At 34.8% G+C, this 22488-nt stretch carries 19 protein-coding genes and 1 tRNA gene; 11 read left to right on the forward strand and 9 right to left on the reverse strand.

The window, feature by feature from the left end; genetic code table 11:
• Nucleotides 1–141: 141 nt before the first annotated feature.
• Complete coding sequence (locus B0E44_RS10225; RefSeq protein ID WP_077373997.1) at nt 142–1683, reverse strand: glycine--tRNA ligase; 1542 nt, start codon at nt 1681–1683, stop codon at nt 142–144.
• A gap of 96 nt (nt 1684–1779) precedes the next feature.
• On the opposite strand from B0E44_RS10225, the gene B0E44_RS10230 reads away from it, so the two are divergent.
• Nucleotides 1780–2463 (forward strand): ComF family protein, encoded by a 684-nt coding sequence (locus tag B0E44_RS10230; RefSeq protein WP_077374000.1) that lies wholly within the window; start codon nt 1780–1782, stop codon nt 2461–2463.
• A 167-nt stretch (nt 2464–2630) separates the two neighbouring features.
• Here B0E44_RS10230 and B0E44_RS10235 read toward each other — a convergent pair whose 3' ends face one another.
• Genes B0E44_RS10235 through B0E44_RS10245 form a run of 4 tightly spaced genes read right to left on the reverse strand, consistent with a single transcriptional unit; the run spans nt 2631 to nt 6809 of the window.
• Nucleotides 2631–4892: a hypothetical protein gene (locus B0E44_RS10235; RefSeq protein ID WP_077374003.1), complete on the reverse strand. Its 2262-nt coding sequence runs from the start codon at nt 4890–4892 to the stop codon at nt 2631–2633.
• Entirely contained in the window at nt 4852–5856 is a 1005-nt protein-coding gene (locus B0E44_RS10240) for a hypothetical protein (RefSeq protein ID WP_077374006.1), read from the reverse strand. The genes B0E44_RS10235 and B0E44_RS10240 overlap by 41 nt, the downstream gene beginning before the upstream one ends.
• A gap of 21 nt (nt 5857–5877) precedes the next feature.
• Nucleotides 5878–6048, reverse strand: coding sequence for a hypothetical protein (locus B0E44_RS18810; RefSeq protein WP_165688787.1), 171 nt, complete (start codon nt 6046–6048; stop codon nt 5878–5880).
• Between the two features lie 2 nt (nt 6049–6050).
• Nucleotides 6051–6809, reverse strand: a complete 759-nt coding sequence (locus tag B0E44_RS10245) for an enoyl-CoA hydratase/isomerase family protein (RefSeq protein ID WP_077374008.1) — start codon at nt 6807–6809, stop codon at nt 6051–6053.
• A 126-nt stretch (nt 6810–6935) separates the two neighbouring features.
• Here B0E44_RS10245 and B0E44_RS10250 point away from each other — a divergent pair.
• Nucleotides 6936–7009: transfer RNA gene (locus B0E44_RS10250), tRNA-Ala, on the forward strand.
• Nucleotides 7010–7238: 229 nt separating this feature from the next.
• Here the strand turns inward: B0E44_RS10250 and B0E44_RS10255 are convergent.
• Nucleotides 7239–8531 (reverse strand): FISUMP domain-containing protein, encoded by a 1293-nt coding sequence (locus B0E44_RS10255; RefSeq protein WP_077374011.1) that lies wholly within the window; start codon nt 8529–8531, stop codon nt 7239–7241.
• A 302-nt stretch (nt 8532–8833) separates the two neighbouring features.
• On the opposite strand from B0E44_RS10255, the gene B0E44_RS10260 reads away from it, so the two are divergent.
• The 3 genes from B0E44_RS10260 (at nt 8834) to B0E44_RS10270 (ending at nt 12757) form a co-directional block, all read left to right on the forward strand.
• Nucleotides 8834–10930, forward strand: a complete 2097-nt coding sequence (locus tag B0E44_RS10260; RefSeq protein WP_371594754.1) for a prolyl oligopeptidase family protein — start codon at nt 8834–8836, stop codon at nt 10928–10930.
• A gap of 530 nt (nt 10931–11460) precedes the next feature.
• Complete coding sequence (locus B0E44_RS10265) at nt 11461–12234, forward strand: threonine/serine exporter ThrE family protein (protein WP_077374017.1); 774 nt, start codon at nt 11461–11463, stop codon at nt 12232–12234.
• 1 nt (nt 12235) lies between these two features.
• Entirely contained in the window at nt 12236–12757 is a 522-nt protein-coding gene (locus tag B0E44_RS10270; protein ID WP_077374020.1) for a threonine/serine exporter family protein, read from the forward strand.
• A gap of 71 nt (nt 12758–12828) precedes the next feature.
• Here B0E44_RS10270 and B0E44_RS10275 read toward each other — a convergent pair whose 3' ends face one another.
• Complete coding sequence (locus B0E44_RS10275) at nt 12829–13956, reverse strand: Fic family protein (RefSeq protein ID WP_077374023.1); 1128 nt, start codon at nt 13954–13956, stop codon at nt 12829–12831.
• 483 nt (nt 13957–14439) lie between these two features.
• On the opposite strand from B0E44_RS10275, the gene B0E44_RS10280 reads away from it, so the two are divergent.
• Nucleotides 14440–14754: an HPF/RaiA family ribosome-associated protein gene (locus B0E44_RS10280; RefSeq protein ID WP_077374026.1), complete on the forward strand. Its 315-nt coding sequence runs from the start codon at nt 14440–14442 to the stop codon at nt 14752–14754.
• A 259-nt stretch (nt 14755–15013) separates the two neighbouring features.
• On the opposite strand, the gene B0E44_RS10285 is transcribed toward B0E44_RS10280, so the two are convergent.
• Complete coding sequence (locus B0E44_RS10285; RefSeq protein WP_077374029.1) at nt 15014–16606, reverse strand: murein L,D-transpeptidase; 1593 nt, start codon at nt 16604–16606, stop codon at nt 15014–15016.
• Between the two features lie 99 nt (nt 16607–16705).
• The gene (locus B0E44_RS10290; RefSeq protein ID WP_077374032.1) at nt 16706–17236 is read right to left on the reverse strand and encodes a porin family protein; all 531 of its coding nucleotides are present in this window, start codon (nt 17234–17236) and stop codon (nt 16706–16708) included.
• A gap of 310 nt (nt 17237–17546) precedes the next feature.
• Here B0E44_RS10290 and B0E44_RS10295 point away from each other — a divergent pair, with 310 nt between their 5' ends.
• From B0E44_RS10295 to B0E44_RS10315, 5 genes are all read left to right on the forward strand, one after another.
• Nucleotides 17547–20024 carry an AsmA family protein gene (locus B0E44_RS10295; protein ID WP_077374036.1) on the forward strand — a complete coding sequence of 826 codons (2478 nt, stop codon included), beginning with the start codon at nt 17547–17549 and terminating at the stop codon, nt 20022–20024.
• On the forward strand, nt 20021–20530 hold the full coding sequence (locus B0E44_RS10300; RefSeq protein ID WP_077374039.1) for a nuclear transport factor 2 family protein: 510 nt from the start codon (nt 20021–20023) through the stop codon (nt 20528–20530). Before B0E44_RS10295 ends, B0E44_RS10300 begins: the two co-directional genes overlap by 4 nt.
• A gap of 73 nt (nt 20531–20603) precedes the next feature.
• Nucleotides 20604–21278: a tRNA (guanosine(46)-N7)-methyltransferase TrmB gene (trmB, locus tag B0E44_RS10305; RefSeq protein ID WP_077374042.1), complete on the forward strand. Its 675-nt coding sequence runs from the start codon at nt 20604–20606 to the stop codon at nt 21276–21278.
• Nucleotides 21279–21337: 59 nt separating this feature from the next.
• Nucleotides 21338–21973 (forward strand): LysE family transporter, encoded by a 636-nt coding sequence (locus tag B0E44_RS10310; RefSeq protein WP_077374045.1) that lies wholly within the window; start codon nt 21338–21340, stop codon nt 21971–21973.
• 4 nt (nt 21974–21977) lie between these two features.
• Complete coding sequence (locus B0E44_RS10315; protein ID WP_077374118.1) at nt 21978–22310, forward strand: MGMT family protein; 333 nt, start codon at nt 21978–21980, stop codon at nt 22308–22310.
• Nucleotides 22311–22488 lie beyond the last annotated feature (178 nt).

Consider the following 22488-nt stretch of genomic DNA (forward strand, 5'->3'; position numbering starts at 1 on the left):
GTTAAAAATTGTTTAAAAACTAAATAGTATTCAATTGTGAACTAAAGATATACGCTTAATTATAAGAGTTTTTTAATGATTTATAAGTAAAAAAAATGCTTCTCGATTGAGAAGCATTTTTAATATTTTATAATGAAATAATTACATTTTCATCAACCAATTTTTCATCGAAACTTCATTTTCGATAATTGATTTTAATTCGGAGATAGCAACGCGATCTTGTTTCATCGTATCTCTATGACGAATGGTTACCGTTTGGTCTTCGATAGTTTGGTGATCCACCGTGATACAGAAAGGAGTTCCTAAAGCATCTTGTCTTCTGTAACGTCTTCCTACTGCATCTTTTTCATCATAGGCCACATTGAAATCCCATTTCAAATCATCGATTATTTTTTTGGAAATTTCCGGTAATCCATCTTTTTTAACCAATGGTAAAACGGCTGCTTTTGTTGGAGCTAAAACAGCTGGTAATTTCAATACAGTTCTTGTTGAACCATCTTCTAGCGTTTCTTCTTTTAAAGAAGTAGCGAAAACGGCCAAGAACATTCTGTCTAAACCTACTGAGGTTTCCACCACATAAGGAACATAGTTTTGGTTCAATTCAGCATCGAAATATTGTAGTTTTCTACCAGAGAATTCTTCGTGTGCTTTTAAGTCAAAGTCAGTTCTGGAGTGAATTCCTTCCAATTCTTTGAAACCAAAAGGAAAATTAAATTCGATATCGGCAGCAGCATTCGCGTAGTGAGCCAATTTTTCGTGATCGTGAAAACGGTAATTCTCTTTTCCTAAACCTAGAGATAAATGCCAATTCAAACGAGTGGTTTTCCAATGTTCGTACCATTGCATTTCCTCACCTGGACGCACAAAAAATTGCATTTCCATTTGTTCAAATTCACGCATACGGAAGATGAATTGTCTTGCAACTATTTCATTTCTGAACGCTTTTCCAGTTTGAGCAATTCCAAAAGGAACTTTCATTCTTCCTGATTTTTGAACGTTCAAGAAGTTAACAAAAATACCTTGAGCCGTTTCTGGACGCAAGTATAAATCCATTGCTGTATCTGCAGAAGCTCCTAATTTGGTACCGAACATCAAGTTGAATTGACGCACTTCAGTCCAATTTCTAGAACCTGATTCAGGACAAGCAATTTCTAATTCTTCAATTAATGCTTTTACATCTTCCAAGTCTCCAGCTCCTAAAGAACGCCCCATTCTTTCCAGAATTTCTCTTTCTTTAGCTAGATATTCTACAACTCTAGTGTTTGTTGTGATGAATTCTTGTTCATTAAAAGCCTCTCCAAAACGAGCTTTCGCTTTTTCGATTTCTTTTTTTGCTTTCAGATTTAACTTTTCAGCATAATCTTCAATCAAAACATCGGCTCTGTATCTTCTTTTGGAATCTTTGTTGTCTATCAATGGATCGTTGAAGGCATCAACGTGACCTGAAGCTTTCCAAGTAGTTGGGTGCATCAATATTGCCGCGTCCAACCCTACGATGTTCTCGTTCATTTGAACCATCGATTTCCACCAATATTCGCGTATGTTCTTTTTTAATTCTACTCCGTTTTGTGCATAATCATAGACTGCACTTAAACCATCGTATATTTCGCTTGACGGAAAAATAAATCCGTATTCTTTTGCGTGCGAAACTACATTCTTAAATAAATCTTCTTGTTTTGCCATAATAGTGCAAAAATATAAAAAGGGAAATTAAAAAAAGAAAAAAAATGAAGTTTGAAGGGGGCATTTTCTTATTTTTATGGATAAATCATTTTTTTTATGTTTAATTCCTTGATTAATTTATTTTTTCCAAAGGTTTGCGCTGGTTGTAAATCATTTATAGGTACTAATGAATATATAATTTGTACGGTTTGCCGTCATGAATTGCCTCTTACGAATCATCATTTGAATTCTGAAAATGAAGCATTCAAAAAGTTTTATGGTCGAATTCCGGTCGAACACGTTTCGGCATTATTGTATTTTCATAAGAAAGGAATGGTTCAGGAAATAATCCATAATTTGAAATACAAAGGGCATGAAGAAATAGGAAGCTTTTTGGGCGAATGGTATGCATCCGATCTGAAGAACAATTCTATTGTGAATAATGTAGACGTAATTATTCCAGTTCCTTTGCATAAAAAGCGATTGAAAGAACGGGGTTATAATCAGGTTACCAATTTTGGATTAGCCTTGTCCGAGAATTTTAAAATTCCAATGAACGATTCCATTCTAAAGCGGAAAGTGTATTCTAAAACGCAATCAAAGAAAAATCTTTTGGGACGAACCGAAGGAATTGAAACGGTTTTTGATGTTGCTTTCACCGAAGAAGACATCAATAAACATTACTTACTAATTGATGATGTGCTGACTACAGGTGCCACTCTCGAAGCCTGTTCCAAAGCGTTGTTGAAAATTCCCGGAGCCAAGATTAGTATTGTTTGTATGGCGATGGCACATTCTTGATGTTGTATTTGATACTTGGTTCTGTCCTCAAGAGGTGAATCTTTGTCAAAGTTCAAAACTTTGACAAAGATGAAGTTCCATAGTAGAACATCTTGTGTTTATAGTAAAGATCTTGATGATATGCGTGAGGGATAGAAGCTAGCTACCGAAGTAAATTATTTTTAGAACTATTTTTGGACGTAGGTCTTGAAATACCCGCATTCATTGATGATTTCTTTGTAATACTTGGTTTTTGAATAATTTGCCTTAATATTTTGGAAGCCTTGCCAAGCAATAAAGTTTGTTTGGTCGTCCTGAATGTCCCAAGTGGATAAATTAAGTGAATAGTATTTTTTGTTGTAATAATCGTTACGCTCACATTTAGCCATCATATATTGGGTTTTGGCTCTTTGTTCGCTGTTTTTAGCGGCAGAAAATGCTTTTTCATAATAGGCTTTCGCTAAAGAGCAATTGGTAATCATGTCTCTAATTGGATCTCTAAAAAAATCGGGAGTTGAGCCAGAACCAGCAATGTTTCCTTCATAAAACAGTCGGCCGTTGCCAAAATGTGTAATGTTGTAAAAGGCATGACCGAGCAAAAGACTGTTGTTGTACACATCGACTTTTTTAGCAATATCGCTCTGCATTTTTTGGATAATGGTTAGGAAGTCAAGCATAGTATATTTCTTTTTTTGAGCGGCCTGATGATCACAATCATGGCAGTCTTTTATATTTCCAAGAAATGGATTCCCATAAAAAACAGTGTTTTGAAGCTTGTCTGATTGTTTCATAAAAGCAATGGCTTCTGGGATTTTGTTATCGAAAGTGGCTTTAACCGCTTGAAAATAATTGATGTCAGCCAGTTTTATTTCATAAGTGGAAGCACCAATTTTTTCTAATTCGGTTTTATTTGCTTTGGATAAAAAAGCCTTCATGTTTAGCAATTGTTTTTCATTGTCATAAAAGTTGGATTCATGATTGAAAATTTCTGTCATTACGGTATTTTTTTGAGAGCGGTATAATGCCGCCAAATAGTTTTTGCTCCAAGCGGAAGCATTTTCATAACGAAAATTTTCAACAGCATTTTTAGGCAATTCAAAATACAACCAAGATAAATCGGCCAAGAGGGTTTTTTCGTTTTCTGGATTCAGTTGGTCTATTTTACTGAGATTATTTACAAATCGTAACAAACGTACTTGGTCAATTGCCAAAGGAGTTTTGGGCATTTTGTTTTCGGCTTCAATAAAATTTTTGTCGGCTTGTTTGAAATTTCCGTTTAGTGTTTCTAGATAGCCCGCAGCCACATTCCATAAATAAGGTTTTGATGTTTTGTCCGATTCTGCAATTTTGGTAACCAAATTGATTGTTGATTTTTGAATGCTGTCTTTGGTTCTTTTTTTGTTTTCAAGTACCGTTTTGTCTTTGAAAGATTGGTCTATTTTATTTTCCTGATTATTGATTAATCGGGTCAATAAATAGTCTAGGTGTTGGCTTTTTGGTTGCAGTTTGTAGATTTCTGCAATGGCTCTCTCTTCGTCATTGTAGTAGCCTTGGATGGCCCAAAGTGCCGCTTTTTCATCGTCTGTTTTAGCCATAGCCAAAGATTGTTTCCAGTCTTTTTGTTCTTGTGGATGAAAACAATAGGCCGAAACTACTCTCATAGTTGGGCATTTGTCAAAAACCTGACTGTAGAGAAAATTGGATTTGGCATAATGCTTTTGCTTGTATTCTATTCCGGCTACATAAGCTAATGCTCTGTAATATAAAGTATTTTTGGGTGCAGATTTTTCGGTTTGGTTAAAGAAAGTAATTCCATTTGCTGGTTTGTCACTGTAAAAATTAGCTTTTACAATCAAAAACCAATACCTGTTTTTTAAAAATGGGTCTTTGGTGTCGCTGTATTTTTTAACCAATAATTTAATCCAATTGCTATCAGACAAAACCTCTGGCTTCACCGTTTCGTCATAATTCCATGAATCAAATTGTTGAGTAGAATAGGTTTCTACAGTTTGGGCATCATTCAAAAACATTAGGAAGTTTTTTATTTTGTTATCGTTTAGGTTGAATTTTTTATTCCATTTTTCAGTCCATTTGGTTGTTTTCCCCTTTTTGAAATAGACCACCAAATCAGCAACATCTGTACTGCTTGAATCGGTCAAGAAAAAGGTCAAGTCTTTTTCGTCGATCTTACCTTCAAGATAGGTTGACCAGTCTTTTATGTTCTCGGAGTTGAATCGTGTACGGTGATCAGTATCAAAACCTATTCCATAAAAAACATCGGTGGATAGGAAAAGCGGAGAGTAGGATTTGTCCACAAAAGTTTCGGGTGTGAAGTTGGAATCAAATGACCAGCCCCAATCTCCATCAGCGCAAGCATAAATAGTTCCATAGACTAAAAGCGCAAGAGCACTAAAAGCAATCAATAATTTTTTTAAAAAGGCCTTTTTCATAGTTTTTTAAATTGAATTCGTCAAGATCATAAAAGATAATTTCTTTCGGATTTTGAGTAATATTTTCTTCAAGATTACCTGCCATCTCTAGCAAATCGTTTTCTGATATTGTTTCTATTTTTATCTGGTCATTTTTTTTGTAAAAAATGCCATTATTAAAGGTAGAGTTTGAAACAGCAAACTGATTATTTTTTGTAAGAACAAAACTACTGCTATTTTTTAAATTATGGATATCAATTTTGTTTCTTAAACCAATTATTTTTCCCTCTCTAATGTGAATTCCCCATGAATAAATAGGCAGTGCAATGTCTATAGGCAAAGGATAGCTTTTTAGACTTGATAAATAACGATTGGCAATGCTGGAATCGTATATCGAATTTAAAGAATCGGTCGCTATTTTTCCCATATTGTAATACATCAATACTCCACGATCCACATTTGGGATTTTAGTCTTTTTATAATATTTTATCTGATGGAGGCGAATAGTAGCCGATAGTTTTTTGTTCGAAACCTTTTTGAAAGTTTCTATAAAACGCAAATAATTGTCTTTGCTTTCAAGAGTCCAATCACAATCGATTTGGATTTCCTGAATGGTAATATTGTTTTTGGTGTTGATTTGCTGAATGAAGCTATTTGTTTTTTGTGCCAAATCCATCACATCTAATTTTTTGTCCAGCATCACCTTATTTTTGATGTAGACCACAGGAATAATTTCAAAACCAGAAGTTATATCTTCGAAACGAATAGGAGTCCTTGGGAATGGTTTTTGAGTTTTCGAACTTAAGTCAATATCAAAATACCGAATATAAAGTCTCTTGACCTCGTTTGTAGTCAAGGTGTTTTTTTCTTTTGGCGAAAGCCTAAAAATAGTTTTCCAATAATAAAAAGAGATTGTAGGTTGTTCCTGTTGCTGGCAGGAAAAAAGGAGACAGAGGATAATACCAAAAAGAATTATTTTTTTCAAAGAGAAGTTGTTTTTAATGAGTTACTCTTTTCTGTTTTTGGCTCGAGTGTAAGTCCAATAGGCTAGTAAAACCAATATAACAAACGGTAAGTAGGAACCGATAAGAACACCTATTTGATAGCCTTCGTCGGGAGCATTTTTAATTTTTTCGTTAATGTTTACCTTTTGAAGTAGTAAAATGAAAGCCGTCATTGTTATTTAATTAGAGCGTTTTTTGTAAAATCAGAAAGGACTAGTTTACCGGAAATGGCGGCTCTTTCCTTTAATAGTCTGTCCCAATGGGCTGTTCCTTCCCAAAATACTTTTTTCATTTCGGCAAGTGCCTCTGGATTGTAATGGGACAGTTTTTTGGAGAAAGTGGTCACTTCTAGATCTAGTTCTTCTTGGGTTTCCAGCACTTTGGCATATAATCCTTTTTGGTGGGCCCAGGAAGCTGCTTTCCATTCGTGTGCGGCCAAAGTCATTTCGGCCATTGCTGTTTTTCCAATTTTCCGGCTTACGGCAGGTTCTATCACAAATGGACCAATACCAATTGCCAACTCTGATAATTTGACAGCACTTTCTTGGGTTGCCAGAGCATAATCACAGGCTGCAATAATACCAACACCACCACCTACAGCTTTTCCTTGAATACGTCCTATAATTATTTTTTTGCAAGAGCGAATAGCATTAATCAAATTGGCAAACCCAGAGAAAAAGCGGGTGCCTTCATCAAGATTACTTACCGCAAGTAATTCGTCAAAGGAAGCACCTGCGCAAAAAGCCCCGTTGCCTTCACTTTTTAAAACTATTACTGAAATTTCGGGATTATCACTCAAAAAAGTAAGTTCATTGGTCAATCGATCCAACAATACTCTGGGAAAAGAGTTACTTGCTGGATGACCAAACTGCACCGTAGCGATTTTGTTTTCTATGGTTGTTAAGAGTGTTCCGTTTTTATCAGGTGAAAGCATAAGACTAATTTTGATGTAAAGTTAAAAAAGTAACCGAAGCAAAATGGTATTATTTTTGGATTTGAAGAATAGTCTTTTTGAAATTTGCATATTCCTATAATTATATGTTATATTTGCGGCACAATTGGGGGATTAGCTCATTTGGCTAGAGCGCTTGCCTGGCAGGCAAGAGGTGGTCGGTTCGAATCCGATATTCTCCACTAATAAAAACCGTAATTACTTTTCAAATAGTAGTTACGGTTTTTTGTATTAATTTCTATACTTGAACTGTTTTTCAGAATCAAATTCCCTTTTTCAGTTGACTAAGAAGTGTGTTTTTTTTATATTTTCATCTACATTTTGTACTAATATAAATGGTATCGGCACAATTGTCTTTATAATATTTATGCTTTTAAATCATGGTAATTTCATCATGGCTAAATTTTAAGTTTAATCCTTGACACAACGTATCGAGAAAGCGTAGGATTTATGAGCAACAGCCGTATTACCTCTATATAGTGTTCCGTTATTGTAATAGAGGGGTCGATACCATGCTTCTAGTGCATTGTCCTCAGTCGAACTCCACCAGTGACCAAAGGAGTTGCCAGTACATGACGTTCCAAAGCGGTCCATATAACCTCCAGGAAGACCGGTAAAACCACTGCTGTTAGTTGCTTCTGTATTAGGACTTTTCCAGTTCGCGAAGCCTGTTTCTTTCATCTTTCCTCCTGCAATGGTTTCGCCGCCTAAACAATTGGCAAGAGTTGTCCACTCTGCATCAGAGGGGATGTGATAACCCGCTGGCGCTAATCCTCTTGGGTCGTTTACAGCATACCAATTGTATAATTTCCCGAATGTCGTGCCATTTGAAGAAGTATAGGCATAATAACACCAAGCCCCAGTTGTTAATACTGCCCAATGAGCAGCGTCACTTACTTGGGGAATTTCATCTCCATTGCGGTATTTTGTAACATTCAAATTTGATTTCAACCAAGTTTGGTTGCATATAGTCACCAAATCATAAGAATTACCATCAATGTCTGTTGCGATGTTGGCTTGTGGGTTTGTTGTTGTAAAACTTACTTCATTACCATAATTTGTACCAATACTATTGGTTGCATATGCTCTTGCGTAGAAGGTAGTATTGCCAGTAAGTCCTGTAATAGCACTTGTAAATGTCCCTAATGATATACCATCATTCGTTTTTGTGGTTAAGGCTATTGTTGGGTTAGGGCTAGTGCTCCATACGATTCCCCTATCAGTTACAGGAGCTCCTCCATCATTTGAAATGGATCCGCCACATGAGGCAGTTGTTTGGGTTATTGACGATACTATTGAAGTTGTTAATGTAGGAAGCACTATTGGTGAGCCAGTTGTTAAGGAAGCCTCATTAGAATAAGAAGAGGAATTTCCAGCCGAATTGTACGAATACACACGGTAAATGTAAGTAGTGCTTGGTGTTAAGCTAGTATCGCTAAATGTAAGGGCATCAGCTGCAACGGTGCCAACAATGGTATAATCACCTGTTTTTGTTTTTCGTTCTATTTTAAATCCAGTTTCATTGGTGGAGTTATCAGTCCAAGATAAATTGATTTGGGTTGTTGAAAAAACTGCTGTTATTAAATTGGTAGGAGGTACTGGAGCTATTATTGTTGGAGAATTTCCATTGGAATCACTACTTGTTGAACATCCGAAAAAGATGATTAATGATAGTGTGATTAATGCTAATTTTATTATTTTCATACTTTTATTATTACAATTAAGTTTGGTAAATTTACATAATAATCCTATTAAAACAAAAAGCAATCTATTAAAGTTATATTTAACTCATTTAAGAAAAAATTAAACAATTTGAGTTAAGATATACTGATTTCCAGTTGTTGTAATATTTGAATAATAAAAAGACTAGCTGTTTTAAATTGCTTTTTTTTAAGTAAAATTGCGGTTTTGTTAGACAAAGTATTTTTACTTCAGCTTCATAAAAACTTTTCCTATTTTTGTTAGGTACTTAAACTAACTTCAAAATGAAAAAAATCCTATTTCTGATGGCTGTATCTACTTCATTGGCTACTTTGGGGCAAAGCCAAAAAGCAACTCCATTAACTTATCCCAAAACTGCAAAGGGGGAAACAGTTGATGTTTATTTCGACACCAAAGTAAGCGACCCCTATCGTTGGCTCGAAGATGACAAATCGGCCGAAACAGGTGCTTGGGTGAAAGAACAGAACAAAGTAACCTACGATTATTTGGCAAAGATTCCTTTTAGGGATGCTTTAAAAGCCAGGCTTGAAAAACTTTGGAACTACGAAAAAATAAGCGCACCATTCAAAGAAGGGAATTTCATTTATTATTACAAAAATAACGGCTTGCAGAATCAGTCCGTTTTGTATCGTAAAGACGCCAAAGGCAAAGAAGAAGTTTTCTTAGACCCAAATACTTTTTCAAAACTGGGAACAACCTCATTGGGCGGAGTCGATTTCTCCAAAGATGGTTCCAAAGTAGCTTATTCGATTTCCGAAGGCGGAAGCGACTGGCGAAAAGTAATTTTGATGGATGTCAACAACTTCAAAAAATTGGAAGACACTTTGGTGGATGTTAAATTTAGCGGAATTGCTTGGAAAGGAAACGAAGGATTCTACTATTCCAGTTATGACAAACCAAAAGGAAGTCAACTATCAGCTAAAACGGATCAGCATAAATTGTATTACCATAAATTAGGAACGGCTCAAAAAGACGATCAAGTAATTTTTGGTGCAGACCAAAAACGTCGTTATGTAGGCGGAGGCGTAACCGAAGACAATCATTATCTAGTGATTTCGGCTGCCAATTCCACTTACGGAAACGAATTGTATATTCAGGATTTGACCAAACCCAACAGTCCTATTATAACGATTGTAGACAATTTTAATAGTGACAACAACATCATAGAAAACGAAGGCGGAAAATTATTTATAGAAACCGACTTAAATGCTCCCAATAAACGCATAGTGAGTGTAGATATTAGCAATCCAAAACCAGAGAACTGGAAAGACGTTATCCCTGAAACGGAAAACGTTTTGACGCCAACAACAGGAGCTGGGTATTTCTTCGCCAATTATATGAAAGATGCGGTGTCGATTGTGAAGCAATACGATTACTCGGGGAAATTAGTGCGCGAAATTCAATTGCCGGGATTGGGGACAGCCACTGGATTTGGAAGCAAGAAAGAGGAGAAAACCCTTTATTATTCGTTTACCAATTATATTACACCGGGAACGATTTATTCTTTTGAACCAAAAGCAGGAAAATCGGCGGTTTATGCTCAGCCAAAAGTGGATTTCAAAAGCGAAGATTACGTTTCTACCCAAGTGTTTTATACTTCCAAAGACGGAACCAAAGTTCCAATGATAATCACCCACAAAAAAGGTCTGAAACTCGACGGAAACAACCCAACCATTCTTTATGGATACGGTGGATTCAACATCAGCTTGACGCCAAGTTTCAGCGTTTCCAATGCAGTTTGGATGGAAAATGGCGGAATCTATGCAGTGGCCAACCTTCGCGGAGGTGGGGAATACGGCAAAAAATGGCACGATGCAGGAACCAAAACACAAAAACAAAATGTATTTGATGATTTCATCGCTGCAGCCGAATACCTAATTGCCCAAAAATACACCTCGTCCAATTTTCTAGCCATCCGTGGTGGATCCAATGGCGGATTATTGGTGGGAGCTACCATGACCCAACGTCCCGATTTGATGAAAGTTGCATTGCCGGCCGTGGGCGTGATGGACATGTTGCGCTACCACACCTTTACCTCTGGAGCCGGTTGGGCTTTCGATTATGGAACTTCGGCAGACAGCAAAGAAATGTTTGAGTACTTAAAATCATATTCCCCAGTTCAAAATGTGAAAACAGGGGTTCAATATCCTGCTACTTTGGTTACTACGGGCGATCACGACGACAGGGTAGTTCCTGCGCACAGTTTTAAATTTGCTGCCGAATTACAGGAAAAACAAACAGGAACCAACCCCGTTTTAATTAGAATAGATATCAACGCAGGACACGGCGCTGGAAAATCACTCGCGGCAACCATTCAGGAAATCTGCGACATACAAGCCTTTACGCTATACAATATGGGATTCACAACATTGCCACAATAAGTAATCCATAGTTTAATACGGAGCTTGATCCTGCTGTAGGCTGCAAGCTTTTTCATAAAACGCCCTTTTTCTAAGAATAAAAAGGAGCTTCCGCTGGTCGCTCTTTTTATTCAAGAAAAAGGGCATTTTATTTCAAAAGGCTTTTCGCTCCCATCAGGGCTAGGGCATGCCTTTTCATAAGAAGATTTCATTTATCCAAAAGATTAAAATATCCTTTTTAAATCTGTAAAAAAGCAATAATTAGACAAAATTCCACCCAAAAAAATGCGCTTTTGATAAATGTCAGTGGTCAGGCTGACGTTTTTTTCGTTTTATGACCCCAAAAATTACCTCCAAAAACCCAAATAGTAACTACAACAATACCTTGTCATTCCCAATTTAAGTTCTTTTTTCACCCTTACCCACAGGCGAAATCGATAGAAATCACTTGTTATTTATTTTCCAAATAAATTAATGCTTTCGGGGTTTAATCAACGTTTTTTCGGGGTTAAAAGAGTAAATTTGAGAGTAAAATTAACAGCCACATTTATATGGAAATTGTTGCAAAACCAAACAAATATGAACTGGGAGAAATGCTCCTGGAAATAGGTTCCTTACTCATGGTTTCAGGAGCCAATACCGAACGCGTCAAAGTTACTATCAGCAGAATTGCCAGTGCCTTTGACTGTGACTCGGATTTAATGATTACCAATCATGCTTTGATGATTACTTTGACGTATAAAGACAAAATCAAAACCTTCACCAGTGTAAGATGGGTGCCCAATATGCACCTCAATTTCAATCTCATTTCGGATATCAGTACGATGAGTTGGAAAATTGTGGAAGAAAAATGGTCTGTGGAGCGCATCAATAAAGAAATGAAATTACTGGACCGAAAACCATTATATCCAAGATTTGCAGTTTTGTTTTTGGTGGCCTTGGCAGGAGCTTCCTTTTGTAGATTGTTCGGTGGTGGATTAATCGAAATGATACTTTGTTTTTCTGGAAGTTTCTTAGGACTTTTTGTGAGACAGGAAACCATGAAACTCAAATTCAATTTTTATGTGTGCATTTTCTTTGCAGCTTTAACCTCTTCGTTCTTGGTAGGACTCTATTCGTTTCTAAATCCCGAAGGAGAATTTATACATGCTTTATCCACTTCGGTGTTGTTTTTAATTCCTGGAGTGCCTATGATTAATTCCTTCTCGGATTTGATTGACGGAAACATATTAAACGGAACCACCAGAGGCGTAAACGTTTTGGTTATCGCTTTTGCCATTGCATTAGGATTGATGGTTTCATTATTAATTTTTAATTTACACTAAAATGGATTTTGCATTATTAGAAAAAGGAATATGGCTGGGTTGTGCAGGTATCGGTTTTGCCGTTTTGTTCAATGTGCCTCGCCGTACTTTAGGAGTTATATATATCATCGCAGCATTGGGCGGATTGCTCAAATTTTATTTAATTTCACTTGAAATAGGATTAGTTTTTGCAGCCTTATGCGGTTCGAGCCTAATTGGTTTTTTAAGTGTCTTGGCGGCACATTACCGTAAAGCACCACCCATGACCTTTGCGCTTCCGGCATTAATACCTATGATTCCTGGATTTTTTGCCTACAAAGCCATGGTAGGAGTAATGAAATTAACCGCCGAAAAAGACCCAGATGTCTATCCAAAACTCTTTTTTGAAACGGTAAACAACGGACTTTCGGCTTTGTTTATCATCTTGGCCTTGGCCGCAGGAGTTGCCATTCCACTACTGATTACCCGCAAAGAAACTGTCAAGAGAATTAAAACAGATATCGCTTTAGAAAAACAAATTGAAAACTTAGAAGAAGAAAATTAGAATAAACCTTTTATAAACTGAAAACGCCAGTCGAAAGATTGGCGTTTTTTTGTACTTAAATGCGATGAATGTTAATCTTGATTGAATAAATCTAAATAATCTTTAAAAACATACAATTTATTCCGTTGTGCTCCTGATATTTCTTTTATAACATCGAGCCGTTCTAAATCTGCCAAAAGCTTATAAGCAGTGACAGATGATTTTTGCAATAGCTCTTCTACTTTTGAAACTTCTATGATAGGCTGTGTATAGAGATAATCGACTACTTTGCGTGCATCAATATTGCGATTACCTAATGATTTTAGTTTTTCTTCTAGACTTTTTTGCAGTTGTAAGATACCATCGAAGGTGGTTACTCCTTTTTTTGCAGTTTCAATAATTCCAGTTAAGAAAAATTTTAACCATTGGTTAATGTCATTGTGGGTCCGAGTTCGCATTAAATTATCATAATAGAGCATTCTGTTTTTTTCAAAAAAATCAGAAAGATATAATATGGGTTGTTTTAAAATTCCTTTACTTACTAAATATATAGTTATAAGCAATCTGCCTACTCTACCGTTTCCATCTAGAAAAGGATGAATTGTTTCGAACTGATAATGTATAATTGCAATTTTTATTAAATCGGGTAAAGGCGATATTTCGTCGTTTGCAAATATTTCTAGATCAGAAATTAACTCATTAATACTAGAATGAATAGGAGGTATAAAAGTTGCATCACTAATACTTGCGCCACCAATCCAGTTTTGACTACTTCGATATTCACCAGGCAATTTGTGTTCACCTCTTACCCCTTGTAAAAGTATTTTATGGGTTTGTTTGATAAGTCGTGATGAAAAAGGAAGTTGGTTTAAAAGTTTTACCGCTTCGTTCATTGCACTTATATAGTTTTGAACTTCTTCCCAATCGGCTCTTTTTTCAGATGAAATTTCATCTTTATTTAGAAAAACTTCTTCCATATTGGTTTGAGTACCTTCAATTTTTGAAGATTGAGTAGCTTCTTTGGCAATGTGCATCCTGATAAACAAATCGATGTTTACATATTCTGAATACATATCTAACCTTCCTAAATGTCTATCAGCTTTACTTAGCAACCGAATAACTTCCATATCATTTAATATCCAATTTTTTTGAATAATATTGGGTTGGAAACTTTTGTAGTATCCTTGATTGATATATTTTCCTGAGATGAATGTTTCCATTTTGATGATTTAAAAACTTAAACAAATATAGCGTTATTTAAGAAAACAGGCAAAAAACTTAAATAGCTTTTTTTTTAATTAACAAAAACAGCAATAAACTTAAATAAACAATAAATAGATTAAGGAAGTAGCTAAAAATCTTAATTAATAAATTGGTTTCTTTTAACAGTGTTTTTTTTAACTTAAAAAGTATCTAAAACGTCAAATTTGAGGCTATGTAGCTCCATATTTGACCTTCGAGACATCAAATTTGTCATCGATAAGTCCATACATGACGTTAACAACTCCAAATTTGACGGTTTTGAGCTAATTGTCTAACTTTGAGTAGCAGTTTTAAATTGTTATGCCATGATCGTATTACGCCGCAACAACGTTCAAAAAAAACAACTTTTTTCTTTCATAATGTTTTGCTAAAACGAGACTGTTTTAGGGAATAATTTTTAACTTTGAGAATAAGCATTAAAAATTAATAAATAACATAATATGAAAGTACAAATCAACACAGACAAGAATATTGAAGGAAGTGAAAGATTAGAATCTTATTTTTCTACTGAAATCACAAGAGTATTATCCCGTTTTGATGATAAAGTGACTCGTGTAGAAGTACATTTTGGTGATGAGAACAGTGCTAAGACCGGTTTTGGAGACAAACGTTGCCTTATCGAAGCGCGCCCAGCCAATATGCAACCCATAGCCGTTACAGAACACGCCGATTCTATAGAGAAAGCATTCAACGGAGCTTTGGATAAAATCAAAAAAGTACTAAACACTACATTCGATAAACAAAAAGCGCATTAAGGCATTACAACCATAAGTAAATGAAACAAATGAGGCTGTCCCAAAAAGACAGCCTCATTTGTTTTATGTTGAGGTTTGAATATTCTAGATTCATATTGGGATCATGTTAGTTTAATTTTGCAATGGTAAATTGCCCACTGATATCACGGATTTAGCTGATTTCTTACGGGACTTTTATATAGTCTTTTGAGTCGGGAATAAACAAACTGTATAAATCCGTTTGATCAGTAAAATCCGTGGGCTATTTCTTAATTCAAGGTTATTCCTCAAACAGCATCGTTGCTAATCGATCGTCTCTTTGGTACACATCGTCATAAAAATGAATAACCCCCTCGTTATCCACCCACGCGGTAAAATAGCCAATGTAAACCGGAATTTTGTTCTTGAGCGTATACCAGGATTCTTTGCCTTTATGCATGGCGGCATCAATCTTTTCGGGAGTCCAGCTTTTATCGTCTTTTAGGATTTCATTAGCTAGTTCCACAGGTTTCGCAACTCGTATGCAACCGTGGCTAAAAGCTCTTTTTTCTTCGTTAAACAAACTTTTTGAAGGTGTGTCGTGCAAATAAATTGAGTTCGAATTGGGGAACAAAAATTTCACTAGACCCAATGAATTTTTAGGCCCTGGTTTTTGTCTAACAGTGCCATTGTTCCATTCCATATTGTGTTGGGCAAGATAGTTTGGGTTTTTGGCAATGCCGGGTTTGATTTCTTTTGCGATAATACTTTTGGGAACATTCCAATAGGGACTAAAAACGATATAACGCATATCGGCACTAAAAATCACGGTTTTGTTCATGTCTTTTCCCACGACCACATTCGAGATCAAAACAGGTTTTCCTTCCTTGAAATAGGTCAGTCGATACGAAGGAATGTTAACCACGATTAGCTCTTTGGCTTTTGCGACATCAACATCGATCCATCGACAACGTTCCATATTGACGGTAATGGTTTTAATACGATCTTCAATTGGGATGTTTAAAGAGGATATGGTTTTTTTGGTAATCGTTTGATTTTCGAGTTGACCATTACGCTTTTGGTATTTTTTGATTCCAGTAGCAAGAACGTCATCGTAAATGGCACTTTTGGAGTCAGTTGCGATGTCTTCCAGAATAAACAAGCGTTGTCTGATTTGTGCAATGGTTTGTGAAGAATCGCCAAGCTTCAAAGCAGTGGTGCTGGAATCCAGTACTATGGGATTCCAGGAATTTTCTTTTTGAATCTTTCTGTATTTATGAAGTACTTCTTTTAGGCTGTAATACTCATTCAATACTTCTTTTTCATTTTTATTAATCAGAGAAGGATTGGCAATAATTGAATCTAAATAGTTTACATAGGATTGTTTTTTTCGAGGTAGATACCAACCCAATTCGGCAATTTTTTTGTCGTCTATTCCTTTTAAAACTTTGTGGGTATAAAAAAAATAAAGAGATGTAATCAATAATTCATCATTGACATTTGCGCTTTGATTTTCAAGCGCATTCTGAAAAAGGAAGTCCAACTTTTCTTTGTATGGAATAGTGGCTTTAATTCCTTCATCTTCCATATTGTTTAATTTGTTATACAACAAATGACTTACTTCCAAGATGCCTTTGGTGTCAAACCAAATGTATTGATAGTTGCGTTTTCGATACAATTCGGTTGTTTCTTCTTGGTATTTTTGAAGGTCTGGATATTTTGTAAAAAAGGAGCTGACCAGAGTACTGTCAAAAGGAGCTAGACTCTTTACTTTGCTGAAGGCATTGATCTTATGAGGCAATTTTAAATTAGCATCTTCCTTCTTTTTACAGGAAATAGAAGAAAATGAGAAGCCCAAAATAAATAGGATAAGCAACAAAATAGATTTTCTCATGAGGAAGTGTTTATTTGAGACTACTATAAATGTACAAAAAAAAGTTGCCTTAAAGAAATGAACTTTAAGGCAACTTTTAGGTGGTAGGTTGGTGTTTTTTTAAAATTGGAAAGCGGCTCCTATTTGAAAATTTTGATTTTTAGCATCGATGTTTTCAAAAGTATCATCCAGACCTGTGATGTATCTAGCATTTATAGACAATCCAAGAGGTAGGTTAAGAGACGTTCCAAAAGCCCATGAAGGCACAAAACTGTTTACATCTGTATAGTCAACATTGTCTGAAACTACAAAACCAAATTGTGGTCCTGTTTCAAAGCTTAATAATTTAACAACATATATTTTTGCTAAAACAGGCACAGTAAGGTAATCGATCTTAGTGTCTTCAAAATTATCAGTCTCAAATCCTTCTTGAGAGTATTGTAATTCTGGTTGTATAAAAAGTAAACTCTTTATCAATGGGATTTCTTTATAAACACCAACATAAAGACCTGTTTTGGCACTTGTGTCCAAACCATTTCCACTAATATTAGAAATGTTGGCCCCTGCTCTAACACCCCAAGCTTGTGCTGAAACTGCATTAGATACTAATACTATGAAAGCACTTAACAATAAAATTTTTAATGATCGCATATCTTTTGTTTTTAAATTAGTAACTCATTCATAGAGTTTATTGACCTCAAAAGTAGTATAATTTTTCAATTTTTACATGAATATACTACAAAAATACCTTTAAGCATATATTTAAATTTTTATAAATAAAGCGTTTAAATAGCTGAATATAATTACAATACAATGTTAAAGTTTTTAAGATATAACGCCCGTTTTTGTAATATATTATGTTAACTTTGATTTAAGACGAGTAGTTTTGCGGATTATTAAATTTAAGTTGTTGGGACCAATAAACATTATTTTTTTAAAATATAAAATCTAAATAAAAAGTATGGGTGGGATTATAGAAAAAGGAAAAGGATTTTTCAAAACAGATAGATTTAGAAAAATTTTAAAAAGAATTAGCTATTTTATTATTGGTTTCTTAGGGTTAATACTTGTTTTCTTTATTGGATTGCGGATTTATTTTATTCAAAACAAAGAAAGCATAATGACCGAGATCAATCAAAAAATCAATGATAATATTTCGGGTCATGCGAGCATTGGCGATGTGGGGTACAAATTTTTAATAGGTTTTCCCAACTTTACGGTAGTTCTGAATAAAGTAGAATTGCAGGACAGTTTGTATGCCGTGCATAAAAGAAGCGTGCTTAAGGCCGAGGAAATCGAAGTGCGACTGAATGTGCTAAGTTTGTTGAACAAAAAAGTCGATATTGAGAAAGTTGTATTGATCGACACTAAAATCGATTTGTTTAAAGATAAAAACGGTGTTTCCAATTCGAATATTTTTAGACCAAAACCCAAAACAAATAAGCCAAAAAGTAAAACTGAAACTGAAATCGATGAGGTTGATTTTAAGAATGTGGTCTTTATTTCTCAAAATCTGCAAAGAAATAAATTATTCCATTTTGAAGTGGCTTCTTTAAAAAGTAAAATAAATTATACCGATGATGGTTGGGATACTGATTTGCATCTTGATGTTTTTGCCAAAAGTATGGCTTTCAATACCAAACACGGAAGTTTTATTAAAGACAAAAGAGTAAAAGGAAAATTAGCGGTTCAATTTTCTAAAGCAAAAAATAAAATCGATGTGCTTACAGAAGAACTTGGGATTGGTGAAGATGATTTTGATATTAAAGCGAGTTTTGGCTTAGAAAAAGAACATCCAATAATGAATATTAATATCAAAACAAAGATTTTATGGCTGAACGCAGCTCATTTGTTGGACCCACATTTGTTTAAAATTCTGAATCATTTTAACTTAACCAAACCTCTGGATGCCCAATGCAGTATTATTGGCGACATGAATGCCGAGGGAGATCCCGAAATTATTGTTGATGCCCAAATCAAGGATAATGTCTTGGTTTCTTCAGAAGGGGAAACCACAGATTGTAGTTTTGAAGGGAGATATATCAATAATTTTAAGAATGGCTTGGGGAATAATGATATCAATTCGGCCGTTATAGTCAAAAATTTTAAAGGAAATTATAAGGGAATACCAATAGTAATTCCAGCGGCAGCTATTAATAATTTAGAAAAACCGGTTGCAACTGGAGATTTGCATTCCAAGTTTGAGGTGGAAAATTTAGGAAATGTTTTTGGGGATGAATTTATAAAGTTTAATGGTGGAACAGCCAATGTTGATTTAAAATTCAATGTCAATATTGTGGACTTGCGAATATCAAAACCTCACTTTACTGGAAAAGTAAATATAGAAAAGGCCAATATGCTTTTAAGGTCTAAAAACCTTACTTTTCAAACGAATATTCTCCTTGATTTTACAGACGAAGCTTTATTTATTAGAAATATTAAGTATCAAAGAGATAAAAATATTTTTTTCTTAGATGGAAGAATAAACAATTTTCTTAATCTCTATTATGATGATCCCGCAAAAATGGTGGCTGTCTTGAATATCAATAGCCCTTTTATGGATGTAAAAAAGTTTATGAGTGTTTTGGCTCATAGTGAAAAAAAGAACGAGGTTAAAAAAGTAGCAAGCAAATCAGATATTAAAAAACGAATAACGCTTGTTGAAAAATGTCAAGTAGTTTTAAATTTAAATCTTGACAAAATGGTGTATTCTAATTTGACTGCCAAAAATGCAAAAATTATTGTTGTCGCCAAGAATCGACAATTTTTTGTCAAACAAGGAGCAATTGAAACCTGCGGGGGGAAAATAACATTCGCTTCTCAATTAATTCCAAATGGTAATTTATTTGATGTAAAAACAAATGTAAATATTGCAACGGTTAACATTCCTCAATTTTTAACATCTTTCAAAAATTTCGGAATTACATCCTTTCAGCCTAATGATATAAAAGGAAATCTTTCGGCAACGGCTGACATGTCGGCAAAAATGACTCAAAATGGAGATTTGGTTGACGATTCGGTTAAAGGAAATTTGTATTATGATATCAAAAAAGGGGAACTGAACGATTTTAAGCCAATAATAAAAATTGGCAAGTTTGCTTTTCCAAACAGAGATGTAAAACATATTGTTTTTAATGATTTGTCAGGACAATTGAATATGAGTGGTAGTTTTGTAAATGTTGATTATTTTAAAGTGAGTTCGAATGTGTTGAATTTTGATGTTGAGGGTATTTATTCATTCAAGAAAGGGACTAAATTAGGGTTGACGATTCCGCTTAGAAATCCAGAAGATGATTATAAAATTAAAGATCTAAAAGAAAGAGAAGCCAAGCGATACAAAGGAATCGTGTTGCATTTGTTGGTTGTGGACGGAAATAATGGTGAAATGAAAATTAAAATGGGAAGTCTTCCAAAGGATAATAAAAAAAGTAAATCATGAGAGCATTATTTTTAAGTTTAGCGGTATTGACATTAGTCAGTTTTGATTCTTTGCAATATAAAGAATCCGACGAAAAAGAACAAGTTAATAAAACGCTTGATGCTTGGCATAAGGCGGCAGCCGAAGCTAAATTCGATGTTTATTTCGGAATGATGACCGAAGATGCTATTTATATTGGAACCGATCCTACTGAAAATTGGGACTTGAAAGCGTTTCAAGCATTTGCAAAGCCTTATTTTGATAAAGGAAAAGCTTGGAGTTTTAAAGCTATTGACCGCAATATTTATTTTGATAAATCCGGTAAATTAGCTTGGTTTGATGAGTTGCTGAATACTCAAATGAAAATTTGCAGAGGTTCGGGCGTTCTCGTAAAAATAGGTAAAGAATGGAAAGTTAAACATTATGTTTTATCGATGACCATTCCAAATGATAATACTAATGAAGTGGTAAAGATCATTGCACCTATTGAAGATGTTTTGATACAAAAGATGCAACCCAAACGATAATTTTTGATTTTTTCGTTACTTAAGCTTTCATTCTTATATTATTCCTTAATTTTGCCGAAATAGCAATTATATCGTGGGAAGTAAAAATAAATTAAAAAGGTTCAAAGAAAACGAAACATTCAATAACGTTTTTCAACCAACAAGAGAAGAAGTAGTCGGAGATTTATTCCCCCTGAGAGGAAAATGGAATTCAGATTTTTTTAAAAACGAAAATCCATTAGTGCTTGAATTGGGTTGTGGCAAAGGAGAATATTCTGTTGGATTGGCCGAGAGATATCCCAATAAAAACTTTGTAGGAATCGATATCAAAGGAGCCCGTTTTTGGCGTGGTGCAAAAACTGCTGTTGAAACAGGATTGCATAACGTGGCTTTTATTCGAACTCAAATCGAATTAATCAACCACATTTTTGCTGAGAACGAAGTGGATGAAATCTGGATTACTTTTCCAGATCCCCAAATAAAATATAAAAGAACGAAGCATAGAATGACCAATTCAGAATTTCTGCAATTGTATAAAAAAATCCTCAAAAAAGAGGGCGTTGTCAATCTTAAAACCGATAGTGAATTCATGCATGGCTATACTTTGGGATTGTTGCATGGCGAAGGTCACGAGGTTTTGTATGCCAATCATAATGTTTATGTAAACGAAGGAAGTCCAGAAGAAGTAACTGCTTTTCAGACATTTTACGAAAAACAATATTTGGAAATTAACAAAGCAATTACGTATATTCGTTTTAAAATCAAATAGTTTTCAGAGGTGGTTTTCAGTTTGTAGCTGATACTACAAATTGGAATTTCAAATTAAGTATGACATTATTATTGCCTTTTTTTCTCGGATTTATTATAGCTGCAATTGGAATTACTCCTCCAGGGTTGATTAATATGACAGCGGCAAAAGTAAGCTTGAAAGACGGCAGAAACGAGGCTATTTCTTTTGCCATAGGTGCAACAGTCATTGTTTTTTTTCAGACATTCTTAGCTTTATTATTTGCAAATTTTATCAATAGTCGACCTGATATCATAAGCAGTCTTCAGGAAATTGGGCTGTTTATATTTATTACGCTGACCATTTATTTTTTTTGGAAGGCCCAAAAACCAAAATTGCCTAAGTCGGAAACCAAAGTTCGCAGTAAAACGAATCGCTTTTTTTTGGGAATGTTACTCTCAGCATTGAATTTATTCCCTATTCCGTATTATGTTTTTGTGTCCATCACGCTATCTACTTATGGGTATTTTTATTTTTTGGAATCTTTTATTTCTGCATTTGTAGCTGGTGTTGTGGTTGGTTCATTCTTGGTTTTTTATCTCTATATTGTATATTTCAAAAAAAGGGAAGCAAAATCCTCTTTTTTGATCAATAATGGAAATTATATTATAGGTTCTATTACCGGATTGGTTTCGATAGTTACACTTTTCAAGCTCATTAAGGGGTATTTTGGATAAAAAAATGGAATTAACAAACGACAATTTTTTTGAAAGAGTTTATGCTGTAGCCAGACAAATTCCATATGGGAAAGTCACATCTTATGGCGCAATTGCCAAAGTTTTGGGAGCAGCACGTTCTGCCAGAATGGTGGGTTGGGCTATGAATGCTGCGCACAATCTTGAAGACGTTCCTGCACATCGAGTGGTTAATAGAAAAGGATTGCTAACAGGAAAACACCATTTTGACGGAACCAATCTGATGCAACAATTACTCGAAAGTGAGGGTATTGTTGTCGAGGATAATCAGATTATTAACTTTGAGGATGTTTTTTGGGATCCCCAAATGAAGTTTTAATTCTGTATTTCTTCTATTTGTAGTTACTGTTTTTGAATGATTTTATAAGTGCAAAAACGACAACAGTAACTATAGGTTTAAATATGTGTCACTATCAATAAATCCAATCCAAATCCTTTATAATAAGAACATAATCCGTTATCTTTGCAATCTAAAATTAGTTTAAATAAAGATAGGT

The sequence above is a fragment of the Flavobacterium sp. A45 genome (genome assembly GCF_002001005.1).
In the GTDB taxonomy this organism is placed as follows: domain Bacteria; phylum Bacteroidota; class Bacteroidia; order Flavobacteriales; family Flavobacteriaceae; genus Flavobacterium.

What these genes read in the sequence shown, in the direction of transcription:
- B0E44_RS10225 (WP_077373997.1), bottom strand. Translation starts at nt 1,683, where the DNA reads ATGGCAAAACAAGAAGATTTATTTAAGAATGTAGTTTCGCACGCAAAA.
- B0E44_RS10230 (WP_077374000.1), top strand. Translation starts at nt 1,780, where the DNA reads ATGTTTAATTCCTTGATTAATTTATTTTTTCCAAAGGTTTGCGCTGGT.
- B0E44_RS10235 (WP_077374003.1), bottom strand. Translation starts at nt 4,892, where the DNA reads ATGAAAAAGGCCTTTTTAAAAAAATTATTGATTGCTTTTAGTGCTCTT.
- B0E44_RS18810 (WP_165688787.1), bottom strand. Translation starts at nt 6,048, where the DNA reads ATGACGGCTTTCATTTTACTACTTCAAAAGGTAAACATTAACGAAAAA.
- B0E44_RS10245 (WP_077374008.1), bottom strand. Translation starts at nt 6,809, where the DNA reads ATGCTTTCACCTGATAAAAACGGAACACTCTTAACAACCATAGAAAAC.
- B0E44_RS10255 (WP_077374011.1), bottom strand. Translation starts at nt 8,531, where the DNA reads ATGAAAATAATAAAATTAGCATTAATCACACTATCATTAATCATCTTT.
- B0E44_RS10260 (WP_371594754.1), top strand. Translation starts at nt 8,834, where the DNA reads ATGGCTGTATCTACTTCATTGGCTACTTTGGGGCAAAGCCAAAAAGCA.
- B0E44_RS10265 (WP_077374017.1), top strand. Translation starts at nt 11,461, where the DNA reads ATGGAAATTGTTGCAAAACCAAACAAATATGAACTGGGAGAAATGCTC.
- B0E44_RS10270 (WP_077374020.1), top strand. Translation starts at nt 12,236, where the DNA reads ATGGATTTTGCATTATTAGAAAAAGGAATATGGCTGGGTTGTGCAGGT.
- B0E44_RS10275 (WP_077374023.1), bottom strand. Translation starts at nt 13,956, where the DNA reads ATGGAAACATTCATCTCAGGAAAATATATCAATCAAGGATACTACAAA.
- B0E44_RS10280 (WP_077374026.1), top strand. Translation starts at nt 14,440, where the DNA reads ATGAAAGTACAAATCAACACAGACAAGAATATTGAAGGAAGTGAAAGA.
- B0E44_RS10285 (WP_077374029.1), bottom strand. Translation starts at nt 16,606, where the DNA reads ATGAGAAAATCTATTTTGTTGCTTATCCTATTTATTTTGGGCTTCTCA.
- B0E44_RS10290 (WP_077374032.1), bottom strand. Translation starts at nt 17,236, where the DNA reads ATGCGATCATTAAAAATTTTATTGTTAAGTGCTTTCATAGTATTAGTA.
- B0E44_RS10295 (WP_077374036.1), top strand. Translation starts at nt 17,547, where the DNA reads ATGGGTGGGATTATAGAAAAAGGAAAAGGATTTTTCAAAACAGATAGA.
- B0E44_RS10300 (WP_077374039.1), top strand. Translation starts at nt 20,021, where the DNA reads ATGAGAGCATTATTTTTAAGTTTAGCGGTATTGACATTAGTCAGTTTT.
- B0E44_RS10310 (WP_077374045.1), top strand. Translation starts at nt 21,338, where the DNA reads ATGACATTATTATTGCCTTTTTTTCTCGGATTTATTATAGCTGCAATT.
- B0E44_RS10315 (WP_077374118.1), top strand. Translation starts at nt 21,978, where the DNA reads ATGGAATTAACAAACGACAATTTTTTTGAAAGAGTTTATGCTGTAGCC.